Genomic DNA, 15,166 nt, shown 5'->3' on the forward strand with positions numbered 1-15,166 from the left:
TGAACGATCAAGGTGACAGGGACGTGGCCTCATCGGACCCGAAGATTTGCGCGCGCAACGTGACCAAGGTCTACCAGACGGCATCAGGCCAGATGACCGCGGTGGACGACTTCACGCTGAGCGTGGCGGACGGGGAATTTCTTGCCATTGTCGGGCCGTCCGGCTGCGGCAAGTCCACTTTCCTGAGGATGCTGGCGGGGCTCGAGGACGTCTCCAGCGGACAATTGACCATTCGTCCCGGGGCAGATCCCAGGAAACCCCTGAACTCCGTCGTCTTTCAGGAATATGCGATCTTCCCGTGGAAAACCGTGATCCAGAACGTGGCCTTTGGTCTGCAGATGCGCGGCGTGTCCGAACGTGAACGGCTCGACGTCGCCCGCGGCTGGTTGGATCGCGTCGGTCTTGCAAAATTCGCCGAGCATTACCCCCATCAGATTTCCGGGGGCATGAAGCAACGTGTGAGCATTATCCGCGCACTGGCCAACGACCCCGAGGTGCTGCTGATGGACGAACCTCTGGGTGCGCTCGATGCGCAGACCCGGGTCGTCCTGCAAGAGGAGCTTCTGCGCATCTGGGAAGAGACGCGGAAAACTGTGGTTTACATCACCCATAGCCTCGACGAAGCGGTTCTGCTCGGCGATCGTGTCGTGCTGATGAGCGCGCAGCCCGGGCGGATTTTGGACATCTACCAGATCGACCTGCCGCGCCCACGCAGCATTCACACGATGAACCAGCCCGCATTCGCCGAATACCGCGCCGCGATCTGGGATCGGCTCAGCGCCGAGGTGACCCGCGCCATGGAGATGCAGCAATGACCCCGCTTCAACAGGACCGTCGCGCAATCCTTGTCTTCCTTCTGGTCGCCGTTGCCTTGCATGTCGTGCTGATCCTGACAGGGCTCTGGCGCAGCTGGGCCTGGCCTGCCATCGGCTTCAGCTTTGTCCTTCTGATCCTGATCTCCGAGCGGATCGGACGCCACGTCCCTGTGCGTGCACGCCAGACCTATGAGCGCACGCTGGCGCTGGGGTTTCCGGTGCTGCTTTTGTCTGTCTGGGAAATGGCGGGCGCGATGGAACTGATCTCACCGATCTGGTTCCCGCCGCCTTCGGCTATCGGAACGGCGTTATGGGACGTCAGCGTCAACTACGACCGGTTCTCGGAAACGAGCCTGCTCGGGCGTCCATGGCTGATCCCGCAGGAATATGCCAACGGCGGATTTGCCGCTGTGGGGACGCTGCTGTCCGAAAGCCACCTTCTGGCAACGCTCGGCCGGGTGTTCGCCGGGTTCCTGCTGGGTGCGATCCCGGGCATCTTGCTGGGCGTTGTCATGGGTCTGAACCAGACCGTGCGGCTGATGCTGGATACGACGCTTGCCGCAATCTACGTGCTGCCCAAGATCGCGATATTTCCAGTGGTCATGCTGATGTTCGCCGACCCGTTCGGTGAAGGCCCCAAGATTGTCGTCGTCGCTTTGTCGGTCTTCATCCTGATGACGATCAACACCATGACGGGTGTGCGCAACATCGACCCGGTCTACCTCATGGCCGGGCGCAACTACGGGGCAAGCCCGCTACAGATGCTGCGCCACGTGATCCTGCCCGGTGCCATGCCGGTGATCTTTGCCGGCCTGCGCATCGCGCTCGGGACGGCGATGATCGTCATCATCTCGGTCGAGTTCCTGCGCGCCAAACAGGGCGTTGGCTACATGACCTTCTACTACTGGGAGGTTCTTGTCCCCGAGAAGATGTATGCAGGCCTTGTTGTGGTGATGATCCTTGGCGTGACGCTGACGGGCCTTCTGCACTGGCTGCAACGGCGGTTGATGCCATGGAAGAAATGACCCCCGGTGGCCTCGGGCGGACCGAGACCTCGGGGCTGGTGTTCCGCCAATTGGAAATCTTCCACGCCATCATGTCGACCGGGTCCATCAATGCCGCCTCGCGCCTGCTGAACGTGTCCCAGCCCTCGCTGAGCCGCAGCCTCCAGCGGTTGGAGGATCAGCTTGGTCTGTCGCTGTTCCATCGCCATCGCAAACGCCTGCTGCCCAGCGAAGAAGCCAAACGCCTGTTCGACGAGGTCGATCCGATCATTACCCAGATGCGTGCGCTCACCGGGTCGCTGTCGCATGTGATCGAGGGCCAGACCAGTCTGTTTCGCTTTGCCCACACCCAGAGTGTCGGTCGACAGCTGGTGCCCCATGCCATTCGCGTCATGACGGCGCACCAACCCGAGTTGAAGGTCTTTCTGGATGCTCTGCCGCGCATGCAGCACGTCGATTACCTGCTCAGCGGCAAGGGCGAATGCCTCGTGTCTCTGGCCACACTGGATCATCCGCTGCTGGTGAGCAGGTGCATTGCGCGCGCACCGTTGGTCGCTGCGATGAGCGTGGATCACCCTCTGGCGGCGCACGATCTGTTGCGGCCCGAAGATCTTGCAGGGGTTGACGTGATCGGATTCGAACATGACGGGCCGCATTACGCCGCCACTGCGCAGTTTCTTGACGGCCACCCGCCCCCGCGCGTCGTTGCCTTCATTCGGTTTGCCGATGCCGGGATCGCGCTGGCCCGGCAGGGCGTGGGTGTTGCCTTGCTGGACGGCTTCACCACGGCGGGAGATCTGCCCGAAGGTCTGGTGCTTCGTGCCTTGCAAGACGCGCCATCCTTCACCGCGCGGCTGTACTGGAACGGTGAGCGTCCCGGCTCGCGCTTTGTGCAGACCTTTGGCGATGCGCTGATCAACGCCGTCAGCTTGTACCCGGAATTGACCCTGGTCCCGGAGAGCTGCGATGACTGAACAGTATGACGTGATCGTCGCGGGCGGTGGCAGCGCCGGTGTGGCCGCTGCTGTCGGCGCAGCGCAGACCGGCGCGCACGTGATGCTGGTCGAGGGGCACGGGTTTCTTGGCGGCGCGGCGACGCTGTCTCAGGTGCTGGCCTGGTGCGGCTTCTTCCCTCAGCGTCCCGCCACGGTGCCGCAAGCGGTCGTTGCCGGGGTGGGACGGCAGGCGCTGACTCATCTTGACCGACTGGGGATCGACGTCGCGCCCTATTATTCCGGCACAGGAAACTGGAACATCCGTCTGAATCCCGAAGCGACCAAGATCGCGCTGGACCGCACCGTGGCCGACAGTGGCGCAGCACTGGCCTTGCACACACAGGTTGTCGGTGTTGTCCGTCACGGCGGCAGGATCGAGGCGCTCCGCTTGTCCGATCCACGCGGCCTGCGGGATGTCTCGGCCAACGCCTTCGTCGACGCGTCCGGCGATGCCGCATTGGCGGCTTTGGCGGGGGTGACGACCTGCGCCTTGCATGACGCGGGCCACGTGCAACCAGCCTCCTACCCGGTGCGGATCGGCGGCGTGACCGATGGCGCGACATTGGACAAGGCGGCCCGCGTGGCGGCGCTACAGGGGATCGAGCGCCGCTTTGGCCGGGCCACGATCCGGGCTGATGGCGGGTTTCTGACCACCTTGCCGGGCAGCACGGACCTCTGGTGGCTGTCGATCGACGTCGAGACCAACGGGCTGGATGGCAGCGACCTTGCGCAGGCCGAGCGTGATGGGCGCGAGGCGGCATGGAATGGAGTTGCGGCCCTGCGCGCTGGATTACCGGGGTTCGAGCACGCCTATGTGCTGGCCACCGGACCAAAGATCGGCATACGCGAGACACGGCATGTGAGCACACGTGCCCCCCTGACCGAGGTCACATTGGCCAACGCAAGGCGACCCGAAGACACCGTTGCGCTCGGGGCATGGCCGATGGAGATCCATCACGGTCCGGGCCGCACCGAATACCGGGAAATCGGTGGGGATGGTGTCTATGGCATCGGGCTTGGTGCGTTGCAGGTCGCGGGTCTCGCCAACCTTTGGCTTGCCGGGCGGACACTGGGCGCAGAACCTGCCGCCTATGCTTCTGCCCGCGTCATGGGCACGGCCTTTGCCACCGGGCATGCTGCGGGTGTGGCGGCAGCGCTCCATGCCGAAGATGCATCCCCGGTGCGCCGAGAATTGCTGCGGCAAGGGGCTTTGCTGTAGTTCGGCAGTTCCGCGGTGTGAACGTCAGCGCTGCGTATCTGTCGGCGGAACGATCTGATCTTCGGAGATGCGGGTTCTTTCCTGCGCCTGCCGTTGCACACCTTTGCCGAGAGACTATGATCGGTTCCAATTCGCTGCGCACCTGCTCCATCCGACCTCGGTTTTCCGGAACAGCGACGACGCCAACAGCAAGAAAGAACACCCATGTCCTCCTTCGAGAACAGACAAGAATTCGCGATCGGTCTTTGCCATGATGCCGGGCAACTGGCCTTGTCGTATTTCAAGGATCGCACCCGCCTCGTCGTCGACAAGAAAGGCCGACAGGACTGGGTCAGCGAAGCGGACCGCAATGTCGAAACGTTCATCCGCGAACGTCTGCATCAGGCATGGCCCGACGACGGCGTTTATGGCGAAGAACATGAGCCCACCTTGGGAACAAGCGGGTTTGACTGGGTGATCGACCCCATCGACGGAACAACCAATTTCGTGAACGGCATTCCTGCCTGGACCATCGTACTGGCAGGTGTCGCCCAAGGGCGCACAGAGGTCGGTGTCATTCACGATCCGAATGTTCGCGAAACCTTCGCAGCTTTGCGTGGCGCCGGTGCCACCTTGAACGGTACGTCCATGCAGGTGGCAGGGGGTACGCCGTTGAACAGTGGGACAGTCGCCGTCGGCTATTCGAACCGTGTCGAGGCAGCACATGTCATCCCGATGATTTCCGATCTGATCGACGCGGGCGCGATGTATCACCGCAATGCAAGCGGTGCGCTGTCGATTGCCTATGTCGCGGCTGGGCGCCTTCTTGGTTATGTGGAAGAGCACATGAATGCCTGGGATTGTCTGGCCGGTCAGCTGATGGTCGAAGAGGCAGGCGGTCGGGTCGAACAGCAGGATGCGACTGGCATGATACGCGACGGCGGGCGCGTTGTCGTCGGAACACCGGATGTGTTCGAAACCTTGGTCCGGTTCGCAGACCGCGCGTGGAACCGGTAAAGGCACAGGTCAGGACATCGGTATCCACCCGTGATCCGGACGCAGGGTCATGAGGTCGGCACTCCAGTAGTGGCCCTGTCCGGGTTGATCATGCGCGCGGTCAATTGTCAGCCCCTGCAAATGGCAATAGAGCAGAGTGCCGACAGCCCCATGCGTAACGACGGCAACATCTCCACTGACGTGATGTTCCGCGATGTCCCGCACCGCCTGCACGATCCGGGCTTGCGCGTCAAAGGCGGTTTCCCATCCACGGAAACTTGCCCCGGGTTCGGCAAAAAACGCGTTTGCTGCGGCCTCGAAAAGAACGGGCGGGAGAAAACCGGTCGCACGTCGATCATTCTCGCACAGCCGATCATCAAAGCTGATGGGCAGATCACGTGGCCGCGTGATAATTCTGGCCGTTTCGCGCGCCTTGGTTTCAGTGCTGGACCAGACATGCGTGACATTGGCAATCCGGTCAGACATTGCAAAACGCTCGGCCTTTTGCCGACCAGACCCGCTTAATCGCCAGTCGGTTACGGGGATATCGGGATCAACGATAACCTCAGGATGGGAAACGATCAGAACGCGCGGCATTCATTCGGGCAGCAGCACAGGGCCTTTGGCCGCGAACCCCATGCGCACTTCGGTTCCCGGGTCAAGTGGCGTGTCCACATTGTCGTGCACCGCGAAGACCTGCCCGAATTTGCCGGTCAGCGTATATTCCATGCGCACACCGACATAGGTTGCCTTGGCAACCGTCGCCGGCACGCCATCATCGGCGCCGATCACCAGCCGTGAGGGACGAACGGCTATGGTTGCCGCACCCGGTGACAGGCCGCGCGCGGGCAGACTGTGGCGATAGCCCTCGATCTCGACGGTGGCCATCTCGCCATCGACCGAAACGATCTCGCAGGACAGCAGGTTCGCCTCACCGATGAAGTCCGCGACGAACCTGTCGTTCGGGGCATCGTAAAGCTGGCGCGGAGTGCCCATCTGGGCGATGGCCGCGTTGCGCATGACGACGATCTCATCCGATACGGCCAGCGCCTCTTCCTGATCGTGGGTGACGTAGACAACTGTCAGGCCAAGGTCTTTCTGAATCGCTCGGATGTCTTCGCGCACCTGTCTGCGCAGCTTGGCGTCGAGGTTGGACAACGGTTCGTCGAACAAGAGCACCTGCGGTTCCAGAACCAGCGCGCGGGCCACGGCAACACGCTGCTGCTGGCCGCCGGAAAGCTCGGACGGCAGGCGGGCATCGAACCCCTTGAGCCCCACCAGCTCAAGCCCCGCGAGCGCACGGCTGCGGGCCTCGTCTTTGGCGAAACCCGAGAAGGTCAGCCCGTACATGACGTTCTCCAACACCGTCATGTGCGGAAAAAGCGCGTAGGACTGAAACACCATCGACACATCCCGGTCCGTCGCCGGTAACTTGGTCACATCACGGTCGCCGATCATGATCCGGCCGGATGTCGCCATCTCAAGCCCGGCGATCATGCGCAGCGTCGTGGTTTTGCCACACCCCGACGGGCCCAAGAGCGTCACCAGCTTTCCGGCGTCGACATGGAGGTCGATGTTGTCGACGGCCCGCACATCTTTGCCGAAGACTTTCGAGACGCCTTCAAAGCGGACCGGTGCGGCCTTGGATTGGATGGTCATCTCAGCAACTCCTAGACATTGGTCCGCGACTGGGTCATCCGCCGCCCGATCTGGGTGCGCCCGACAATCAGCTGCATGGCGCCCACAACGGCCAGCATCACGAAGATCAGCGTGGTGGAATAGGCAATGGCGAGGCCGTAGTCGTTGTTCTCGACCCGTCCGATGATATAGCTGGTCGCCATGTCATATTCGGCAGAAACAAGGAAGATCACCGCCGAAATCGCGGTCATCGCCCGGACGAAGCTGTAGACCAGCGCGGCAAGGATGGCGGGCCGCAGGAGCGGCAGGATGATCCGCCGGAAGGTCTGCCACGAGTTTGCCCCCAAAGTGAGCGAGGACTCGTCAAGGCTTCGATCCAGCTGCGACATGGATGCGATCCCCGCTCGCACGCCCACCGGCATGTTGCGGAAGATGAAGCTGATCACGAGGATCACGCCGGTTCCAGTGATCTCGATTGGTGGGACGTTGAAAGCGAGGATGTAGCTCACGCCAATCACGGTGCCGGGGATGGCAAAGGACAGCATTGTCCCGAATTCGAACGCGTTTTTGCCAGCAAAGCTTTGACGCGTCAGCAGATAGGCCGTCACAAGACCCACCGCCGCCGTCAGCGGGGCCGCAATCGCGGCGATGGTGATGGTGGTCCAGAAGCTGTCCCACGCAGCGCCGGTCCAGCGGATGCCTTCCTCTTCGAACCGGACGGAGAACGCGGTGACGTAGTGCTTGAAGGTGAGTGAGTTGTTGACGCCCCACAACTCGACCACGCTGCCATAGACGATCATCGCATAAACCGCAGCGGTGAACAGCGCCCAACCAAGGGCGACGATCATGACCGGGATGGCCAGCCCCTTCGGCATCAAGGGATGCACACCGGAATCCCCCTTGCCGGTGACCGTGGTATAGCTTTTCTTCCCGAGCCACATCCGCTGGGCGTAGAAGGCCGAGAGAGTGAAAAACAGCAGAACGATCGCCAGAACGGCGGCGCGGCCCTGATCGTACTGCGCGCCGACGATGGCGAAGAAGATCTCGGTCGAGAGCACGTCGAAATTGCCGCCCAGAACCAGAGGATTTCCGAAATCGGCCATGCTTTCGATGAAGCCCAGCAGGAACGCATTGGCGAGACCGGGTCGCATCAGCGGCAAGGAGACCGTCCTGAAAGTCTGCCACCGGTTCGCCCGCAAGGTCTGCGCCGCCTCCTCCATCGACGGGGATACCCCTTCGACCACGCCGATCAGCACTAGAAACGCGATAGGGGTAAAGGCAAGGGTCTGCGCGATCAGCACGCCGGGCATGCCGTAGAGCCATCGTGTGGGTTGCAGACCAAAGAGGTCCGCGACGAACTGGGTCACGGTGCCAGACAGGCCGAACAGCAGGATCAGTGCGAGGCCAATGACAAAGGGCGGCGTGATGATGGGCAGAACCGTCAACGCGCGCAGAGCGCGCTTGTAGCGAAAGCCCGAGCGGGTCACGACGAGGGCAAACGCCAGACCGAGCGCGGTCGTGATGAACCCAACCATGATGGCAAGAAAAAGCGAATTCCATGCCGCGCCACAGCGTGCGCCCCACAGGCACCCCAGTCCCCAAAGGCGGTCGTCAAAGAACTTGGCAAAGAACACCGAAATGGAATAGGCGCCGTCCTCGGTGACGAAGGCGGCAAAGAGCATTTTCGCGATGGGAAAGAACACGAAGGCGGTGACGATTGTGATCACGCCACCAATTGCGCTGACCACGAAGACGTCGCCATTGATCGCGCCGCGCGCGGCGATGCCCTGGGTCATCAGGAACAGAAAAGCGGTGGCGCAGATCATTGCGCCGTAGCCCATGCCGAACTGGCGCAGGCGGATGTCGCCAAAGACGGCAGCCAGCCAATCGTAGTTGAAGCCGCGAATGCCGATCGAGAATCCTTGCGCGATCAACCAGCCGAAACCCAACGCCCCTGACAGGATCAGGACACGGGAATAGAGCGGATCAGACTTGACGCGGCCCAGCACCAGAAGCGGCAAGGCCAGCGGGATGAGAAGTGGTGCCAGCCAAATCTTTTCGCCCTGCCCGATCAGAAACGCCGCAGGCGCGTAATCCTCGCCGAACGGATAGCCGTCAAGCAGCCAGTCGAACGACCAAAGCCCCCCCTCCACCATGTACCACGGCAGAAGGCAGTAGCCGACCCACCCGGCGACGATCCAGAAGATCAATACCGGGTGGGAGGTCTTATCAGTCGTCGAGACGCGCACTTACTGCGGCAGGGTCGAGACGTCTTCGTCCCACTTCTGCAACAGACGCTTGCGCTCGTCAGACGATCCATACTTCTTGAAATCGTAGTCGATCAGCTTGATCGTCGACATGTCCGGCGCGCTGTCCGACGTCTGTGCGCCCTTGTTGGACGGAACCTGGAACGCGTTGACCTGAAGCGCGAGGTTTTGAGCCTCGGCGCTCAGCGCCCAGTCGTAGAACTTCTTGGCTTCGTCCTCGTTACGAGCGCCGTCGATGATCGACATGGAGCCGATCTCGTAGCCCGTACCCTCACAGGGGGCCACGACCTTGATCGGGAAACCCGCAACGGCCTGCGCTACGGCATCATGCATGAAGACAATGCCGATTGTGCTCTCACCGCGACCGGCCGCCTTGATCGGGGCTGACCCGGATTTGGTGTACTGGTTGATGTTGGCGTGCAGGCCCTTCATGAATTCGAAGCCGTCATCCTCACCGAAGATTTGCACCATGGATGCTAGCGTGGTGTACGCGGTGCCGGACGAATTCGGGTTCGCCATCTGGACATGGCCCTTGTATTCGGGCTTCAGCAGGTCTTTCCAGCAGCTCGGCTCCGGCAGGTTGTTCGCGGCCAGAAGCTCGGTATTGTAACCATAGCCCAGCGCGCCGGAATAGATGCCGATGGTCCGGTTGCCTGCACTTTCGGCCTGCGAAATGGCCCAATCATGCAGCTGATCCCGCATCGGGGAGACGTATTCCATCGTCAAGCCTTCTTCCGCCGCTTGCAGGTGCGGGTCTCCGGTGCCGCCCCACCAGACGTCGCCTTTGGGGTTGGACGCTTCGGCACGGATTTGTGCAAAGGTCTCGCCCGAGGACTTGCGGGTCATATTCACGTCAATGCCGGTCGCGTCTTCAAAACCGCGCGCCATGAGCTGACACCATTCCTCCTGTGCAGAGCAATAGAGCGTGAGTTTCTCCGCTTGCGCTGCGGACATGGTCGCCGCAAGCGTGACCATCGCCCCGAGCGCCGTTGCCGTGATTTTCTTCATTTTGGTTCCTCCCATTGAGTTCAGCTGTTCCGGGTTTCCCGGTTCTTTTTTGCTTGCCCGACTTTTGCGGATTTTCGCATGCCCTCGATCATTTCGAATGTTTCGTGCGTGTCACCATGTTCCCGAAGACGCTTCGAACGCCGTTTTTCGTCGATCGGGTCGGCCGCCTGCTGGTGCAGATATTGCTCCGCGAGCCAACCCTTTGAGCCTGACGGGGACCGGTGGCGCGAACGCCAGTTCCAACCCTGTTCGGATCACCGGATTCGACCACAAAACAAGCAACGCCGCCGCGGCTGGATGTGCGGCAGCGATGATCATGCCTGTTTGTCCGAGACAGCGAAGTGCAGAAGCATAATTGTCGATGGACCTTTAAAATGGTGGTCTGTGGAAGATTTTGACCACTCCACCGAGGCCAATGCAACAAAAATAATTGCAAAATGCCGGAAAGACCACAAAACTGGTCTGGAACTCGAGTCGGGGCGATGGATGTCGAACACGGAAACGCTGGACGTCAGTGCTGAAAAAAGCCGAGATCGGCTCAAGAAATCCGACCGTCGACAGCAAATCCTGTTGGAGTTGAAGCTCCGACCGCATGTGCGGATCAGCGATCTGGCGCGCCGGTTCAACGTGTCTACCGAAACGGTGCGGCGTGACCTCGATGCGCTCTCCTCTGACGGGTTGATCGCCCGGGCGCATGGCGGCGCATCGGCACCTGCGCAGGGGCATTATCCCGGCCTCGATGAACGCACCAACGCTCGGGTCGACGAACGCGAACGCATCGGATTCAGAGCGGCCGAACTGGTGAAGGACGGTGAAACCGTCATGATCGATTCCGGGTCGACCACAATCCAGTTGGCACGCGCCCTCGCGTTTCGCGGCACGCATTGCACGGTGATCACGAATTCGATCCCGGTTGCGATGACGCTCGGCCATGGTGCGCCCGAAGTGCTGTTATGTCCCGGTGAATACCTTGCGGCGGAATCTGCCCTGATCGGGACCGAAACGCTGGAATTTCTCGCGCGGTTCAATGTGGATCGCTGCTTGATCGGTGCATCAGGCCTGTCGGCCGAAGGACCATCGGAAACGGTGCGCGGCTTTGCTGCGGTCAAGCGCATGATGCTGAGCCGCGCGACCAAACGGCATCTTCTGATCGACTCGAGCAAATTCGGTCAGAAGGGACTGGCCCATGTGGGCGACATGTCAGATCTGAACTCCATCGTTGTGGATGCAGCCCCCAAGGGCGGGCTTCGGGCAGCGCTGGATCAGGCAGATGTCGAGGTGATCGTCGCCCGGAACGCGTGAGAGTCAGTGAAATTCAAAGCGGCGCAGAACGTCGCATCATAGGGAGGAAAACATGAAAGTGGATATCAAACTCTTGTTGAGCGCATCGGCCATTGCGTTGATGTCGTTCGGCACAACCGCGTCGGCCCAAGACTGTCCGCGTGGCGATTTGGACGAACGCTTCTGCGACGTCGACGGCGATCTGCTGGCGGATACGCCGACCGATCCGGCTGACCTTGTCGACCCGGACACGCTCATCTTTGCCTATACCCCGGTCGAAGACCCGGCGGTCTACAAGGAAGCCTGGTCGGATTTCCTGACACATCTGGAGAATGAGACCGGCAAGTCAGTCGTCTTCTTCCCGGTTCAGAACAATGCTGCGCAGATCGAGGCGATGCGGTCGGGCCGTCTGCACATCGCGGGCTTCAACACCGGGTCCAACCCGCTTGCCGTGAACTGCGCAGGCTTCAACCCGTTCACGATCATGGCGTCTGAAGATGGCAATTTCGGTTACGAGATGGAGATCATCACCTATCCCGGCTCCGGCATCACATCGCCCGCCGACATCAAGGGCAAGCAGCTGGCGTTCACCTCACCCACATCCAACTCCGGCTTCAAGGCCCCTTCGGCAATCCTGAAGGCGGAATTCGGGCTCGAAGCGGAAAAGGATTTCGAACCGGTTTTCTCGGGCAAGCATGACAACTCGATCCTCGGTGTTGCCAACAAGGACTACCCCGCCGCAGCGATTGCCAACTCGGTGATGAGCCGGATGATCGAACGCGAGGTGATTTCGGCGGATCAGGTGACGTCGATCTACAAGTCGCAGACCTTCCCCACGACCGGGTTCGGCACGGCGCACAACCTGACACCCGAACTGAAAGAGAAGATCAAGAACGCGTTCTTCAATTTCGAATGGGAAGGCACCACGCTCAAGGCCGAGTTCGAGAAATCGAACGAAGGTCAGTTCCTGCCGATGACCTACAAGGAATTCTGGGATGTGATCCGCAAGATCGATGCAGCCAACGGCGTTTCCTACGCTTGCGAATAAATCTCTGATCTTCCGATTGGCAGGCCTGTCACAGGCCTGCCAAGAACCCCGAACTAGGGTCGTTTCATGCTGCGCCTTCAAAAGCTTACGAAAACATACAAGACCGGAGACCAAGCGCTCAAAGCGATTGATCTCGAGGTTCCAGCTGGTCAGGTTCTGGCCCTGATCGGGCCATCCGGCGCGGGCAAGTCGACGATGATCCGTTGCATCAACCGTCTGGTGGAACCCTCCGGCGGCGCGGTCCTGCTGGACGACACCGACCTGACAAAGCTTGGCTCCAGTGCCCTGCGCCGCGCCCGCCGCGAGATGGGGATGATCTTTCAAGAATACGCCTTGGTCGAACGCCTGACCGTGATGGAGAACGTGCTCTCCGGTCGGTTGGGCTATGTCGGCTTCTGGCGCAGTTTCCTGCGGCGCTATCCGCAATCCGACGTGGACGAGGCATTTCGCCTTCTGGACCGTGTCGGGCTTTTGCATTTGGCAGACAAACGCGCCGACGAACTGTCGGGTGGTCAGCGTCAGCGCGTGGGCATTTGCCGGGCGTTGATCCAGAATCCGAAGCTTTTGCTGGTGGACGAACCAACGGCATCGCTCGATCCCAAGACCAGCCGCCAGATCATGCGCCTCATCACCGAGCTGTGCCGCGAACGGGGGTTGGCGGCCATCATCAACATTCATGACGTGGCCCTCGCCCAAATGTTCGTCCCGCGCATCGTTGGCCTTCGCTTTGGCGAAATCGTGTTCGATGGCGCCCCCGCCGCGCTCACGCCAGAGAAACTGACCGAAATCTACGGTGAGGAAGACTGGGAAGCGACGATCGAAGCTGTTGAAGACGAAGACGATGTCGAGGCTGCGGAATGAGCCATCGTGAACTTGACGACATGCTGGGCACAAAATGGCGCAAGCCGCATTTTGTCACGAATCCCGCATTGAGATGGAGCCTGATTGTGGGTTTCCTCGCATATTTGGTTGCCGCATTCATGACCATCGAAGTCGATTGGGGGCGGGTCTACGAAGGTCTGGACCGGGGGTGGCAGTTCATACTGGCCTTCACCAAACCCGACTTCGTCAGCCGCGCGGGAGACATCTGGGAAGGCCTGCTGGAAAGCATCGTGATGACCGTGGCCGCGTCCGTTGTCGGCATCCTGATTTCGATCCCGATCGGCTTGGGGGCCGCGCGCAACATCGCACCGCTGCCAGTCTATGTGGTTTGCCGTGGCATCGTTGCGATCAGTCGCGCGTTGCAAGAGATCATTGTCGCGATCCTTCTTGTTGCGATTTTCGGCTTTGGCCCCTTGGCGGGGTTCCTGACACTGTCCTTTGCAACAATCGGATTTCTGTCAAAGCTCTTGGCAGAAGACATTGAATCGATGGACAGGGTCCAGGCCGAGGCGATCAGGGCGTCGGGCGCAAGATGGATGCAGTGGATCAATTACGGCGTACAGCCTCAGGTCATGCCGCGCCTTGTCGGACTGTCAATGTACCGGATCGACATCAATTTTCGCGAAAGCGCGATTCTGGGCCTGGTCGGGGCTGGCGGGATCGGTGCGACGCTCAACACGGCATTCGACCGCTACGAGTATGACACCGCAGCGGCCATTCTTATCCTGATCATCGGGATTGTCATGGCGTTGGAATATCTGTCCGGCATCATCCGCGCGAGGGTCCAGTAATGCCCGTGCTCGAAAAAGACGGCGCGCAGATCTGGCGTCGGCACACGCTGCCCCAGCGGCTGATCCGCTGGTTTGGCTGGCTCTTGGGGCTCATGGTCTTCGCCGTGTGTTGGCAAATCATCTCGGACTCCACCACATGGTTCTTCGTCTGGGATGCCCCGCGGATCGCCACCGACATCTGGACCCGCGCGACACCACCGCGCTGGGAATACATCACGCAGCTGGGCCGGCCAATCTGGGACACGCTGAACATCGCAACCTTGGGCACTTTGATCGCTCTCTTCCTCGCAGTGCCTGTCGCGTTCCTGGCGGCGCGCAACACGACACCATCGACCCTGTTCATCCGGCCCGTCGCGCTGCTGATCATCGTGTCGACCCGGTCGATCAATTCGCTGATCTGGGCGCTCTTGCTGATCGCGATCATTGGCCCCGGTGTGTTTGCGGGAGTGATCGCCATTGCGATCCGGTCCATCGGGTTCTGCGCCAAATTGCTGTACGAGGCGATTGAAGAGATCGACCACGCCCAGGTCGGGGCGATCACGGCAACCGGCGCGTCGCGGTGGCAGGTGATGGCCTATGGTATCGTGCCGCAGATCATGCCCGCCTTTGCCGGGGTGGCCGTCTTCCGCTGGGATATCAACATCCGCGAGTCCACCGTCCTCGGGTTGGTCGGCGCTGGTGGAATTGGCTTGCAGCTGTCATCGTCACTGAATGTGTTGGCCTGGCCGCAGGTCAGTCTGATCCTGCTTGTGATCCTTGCCGCGGTCGTCATCAGCGAATGGGTATCGGCCAAGGTACGGGGGGCCATCATTTGATGGCGCTGTCACCTGAAGCGGCGTTCGAAGCCTATGAAGCCGTCCGCCACCGCCTGCCAGCAGTGGCGTCAAATGACATCGCATATCGTCACGCCACCTCTCTTGCCGATATTGCCGATGAGTTCGATGTCTTCCTCCTCGATGCGTTCGGCGTGCTGAATATCGGTGACGCTGCAATTCCGGGAACCCGGGAACGGATCGAAACCTTAAGGGCCGCGGGCAAGCGTGTGCTGGTGGTGTCGAATGCGGCAGGATTTCCGCATATGGCGCTGATGGAAAAGTACAACCGGCTTGGCTACGACTTCGACCCTGAAGATGTGATCACCAGCCGCGCCACCCTGCTGGCCGGTCTCAATGGTCGTCACGGTCTTCATTGGGGGCTGATGGCAACGCGCAGCACGGGGTTGCGCGACCTCGAGGATCTCAGA

14 protein-coding genes and 1 pseudogene are annotated in these 15,166 nt (G+C 60.9%); 11 read left to right on the top strand and 4 right to left on the bottom strand.

The window, feature by feature from the left end:
* The first annotated feature begins 23 nt into the window (after nt 1–23).
* The 5 genes from MRY75_RS11880 (at nt 24) to MRY75_RS11900 (ending at nt 5,029) form a co-directional block, all read left to right on the top strand.
* On the top strand, nt 24–815 hold the full coding sequence (locus MRY75_RS11880; RefSeq protein WP_292308042.1) for an ABC transporter ATP-binding protein: 792 nt from the start codon (nt 24–26) through the stop codon (nt 813–815).
* Nucleotides 812–1,840, top strand: coding sequence for an ABC transporter permease (locus MRY75_RS11885; RefSeq protein WP_292308044.1), 1,029 nt, complete (start codon nt 812–814; stop codon nt 1,838–1,840). Before MRY75_RS11880 ends, MRY75_RS11885 begins: the two co-directional genes overlap by 4 nt.
* Nucleotides 1,828–2,793: a LysR family transcriptional regulator gene (locus tag MRY75_RS11890; RefSeq protein ID WP_292308045.1), complete on the top strand. Its 966-nt coding sequence runs from the start codon at nt 1,828–1,830 to the stop codon at nt 2,791–2,793. Before MRY75_RS11885 ends, MRY75_RS11890 begins: the two co-directional genes overlap by 13 nt.
* Complete coding sequence (locus MRY75_RS11895) at nt 2,786–4,033, top strand: FAD-dependent oxidoreductase (protein WP_292308047.1); 1,248 nt, start codon at nt 2,786–2,788, stop codon at nt 4,031–4,033. The genes MRY75_RS11890 and MRY75_RS11895 overlap by 8 nt, the downstream gene beginning before the upstream one ends.
* A 204-nt stretch (nt 4,034–4,237) precedes the next feature.
* Complete coding sequence (locus MRY75_RS11900; RefSeq protein WP_292308049.1) at nt 4,238–5,029, top strand: inositol monophosphatase family protein; 792 nt, start codon at nt 4,238–4,240, stop codon at nt 5,027–5,029.
* 9 nt (nt 5,030–5,038) lie between these two features.
* Here MRY75_RS11900 and MRY75_RS11905 read toward each other — a convergent pair whose 3' ends face one another.
* From MRY75_RS11905 to MRY75_RS11920, 4 genes are read right to left on the bottom strand one after another with little or no spacing between them, the layout of a single operon-like run.
* On the bottom strand, nt 5,039–5,605 hold the full coding sequence (locus tag MRY75_RS11905; RefSeq protein WP_292308051.1) for a histidine phosphatase family protein: 567 nt from the start codon (nt 5,603–5,605) through the stop codon (nt 5,039–5,041).
* Nucleotides 5,606–6,667, bottom strand: coding sequence for an ABC transporter ATP-binding protein (locus tag MRY75_RS11910; RefSeq protein ID WP_292308053.1), 1,062 nt, complete (start codon nt 6,665–6,667; stop codon nt 5,606–5,608).
* Between the two features lie 11 nt (nt 6,668–6,678).
* Entirely contained in the window at nt 6,679–8,895 is a 2,217-nt protein-coding gene (locus MRY75_RS11915; protein ID WP_366934927.1) for an iron ABC transporter permease, read from the bottom strand.
* Nucleotides 8,896–9,921, bottom strand: coding sequence for an ABC transporter substrate-binding protein (locus tag MRY75_RS11920; protein WP_292308058.1), 1,026 nt, complete (start codon nt 9,919–9,921; stop codon nt 8,896–8,898). It abuts the gene before it with no gap.
* A 486-nt stretch (nt 9,922–10,407) separates the two neighbouring features.
* Between MRY75_RS11920 and MRY75_RS11925 the strand changes: the two genes are divergently transcribed.
* The 6 genes and pseudogenes from MRY75_RS11925 to MRY75_RS11950 form a co-directional block, all read left to right on the top strand.
* On the top strand, nt 10,408–11,223 hold the full coding sequence (locus tag MRY75_RS11925) for a DeoR/GlpR family DNA-binding transcription regulator (protein ID WP_292308060.1): 816 nt from the start codon (nt 10,408–10,410) through the stop codon (nt 11,221–11,223).
* A gap of 52 nt (nt 11,224–11,275) precedes the next feature.
* Nucleotides 11,276–12,250 (top strand): phosphate/phosphite/phosphonate ABC transporter substrate-binding protein, encoded by a 975-nt coding sequence (gene phnD, locus MRY75_RS11930; protein WP_292308062.1) that lies wholly within the window; start codon nt 11,276–11,278, stop codon nt 12,248–12,250.
* Between the two features lie 66 nt (nt 12,251–12,316).
* Nucleotides 12,317–13,111, top strand: coding sequence for a phosphonate ABC transporter ATP-binding protein (gene phnC, locus MRY75_RS11935; RefSeq protein ID WP_292308064.1), 795 nt, complete (start codon nt 12,317–12,319; stop codon nt 13,109–13,111).
* Nucleotides 13,108–13,923: a phosphonate ABC transporter, permease protein PhnE gene (phnE, locus tag MRY75_RS11940; protein ID WP_292308066.1), complete on the top strand. Its 816-nt coding sequence runs from the start codon at nt 13,108–13,110 to the stop codon at nt 13,921–13,923. The genes phnC and phnE (MRY75_RS11940) overlap by 4 nt, the downstream gene beginning before the upstream one ends.
* A complete protein-coding gene (gene phnE, locus MRY75_RS11945) occupies nt 13,923–14,738 on the top strand; it encodes a phosphonate ABC transporter, permease protein PhnE (RefSeq protein ID WP_292308068.1) in 816 nt (271 codons plus the stop codon). Before phnE (MRY75_RS11940) ends, phnE (MRY75_RS11945) begins: the two co-directional genes overlap by 1 nt.
* Nucleotides 14,738–15,166: pseudogene (locus MRY75_RS11950) on the top strand (TIGR01459 family HAD-type hydrolase); the annotation flags it as partial. The gene phnE (MRY75_RS11945) and the pseudogene MRY75_RS11950, both read left to right, overlap by 1 nt.

The sequence above is a fragment of the Marivita sp. genome, assembly GCF_022763305.1.
Classification (GTDB): domain Bacteria; phylum Pseudomonadota; class Alphaproteobacteria; order Rhodobacterales; family Rhodobacteraceae; genus Marivita.

Excerpts from the sequence above, each read along its gene's own strand:
- phnC (WP_292308064.1), top strand. The coding sequence starts at position 12,317 with ATGCTGCGCCTTCAAAAGCTTACGAAAACATACAAGACCGGAGACCAA.
- phnE (WP_292308068.1), top strand. The coding sequence starts at position 13,923 with ATGCCCGTGCTCGAAAAAGACGGCGCGCAGATCTGGCGTCGGCACACG.
- MRY75_RS11895 (WP_292308047.1), top strand. The coding sequence starts at position 2,786 with ATGACTGAACAGTATGACGTGATCGTCGCGGGCGGTGGCAGCGCCGGT.
- MRY75_RS11890 (WP_292308045.1), top strand. The coding sequence starts at position 1,828 with ATGGAAGAAATGACCCCCGGTGGCCTCGGGCGGACCGAGACCTCGGGG.
- phnD (WP_292308062.1), top strand. The coding sequence starts at position 11,276 with ATGAAAGTGGATATCAAACTCTTGTTGAGCGCATCGGCCATTGCGTTG.
- MRY75_RS11885 (WP_292308044.1), top strand. The coding sequence starts at position 812 with ATGACCCCGCTTCAACAGGACCGTCGCGCAATCCTTGTCTTCCTTCTG.
- MRY75_RS11900 (WP_292308049.1), top strand. The coding sequence starts at position 4,238 with ATGTCCTCCTTCGAGAACAGACAAGAATTCGCGATCGGTCTTTGCCAT.
- MRY75_RS11905 (WP_292308051.1), bottom strand. The coding sequence starts at position 5,605 with ATGCCGCGCGTTCTGATCGTTTCCCATCCTGAGGTTATCGTTGATCCC.
- MRY75_RS11925 (WP_292308060.1), top strand. The coding sequence starts at position 10,408 with ATGTCGAACACGGAAACGCTGGACGTCAGTGCTGAAAAAAGCCGAGAT.
- MRY75_RS11920 (WP_292308058.1), bottom strand. The coding sequence starts at position 9,921 with ATGAAGAAAATCACGGCAACGGCGCTCGGGGCGATGGTCACGCTTGCG.
- phnE (WP_292308066.1), top strand. The coding sequence starts at position 13,108 with ATGAGCCATCGTGAACTTGACGACATGCTGGGCACAAAATGGCGCAAG.
- MRY75_RS11910 (WP_292308053.1), bottom strand. The coding sequence starts at position 6,667 with ATGACCATCCAATCCAAGGCCGCACCGGTCCGCTTTGAAGGCGTCTCG.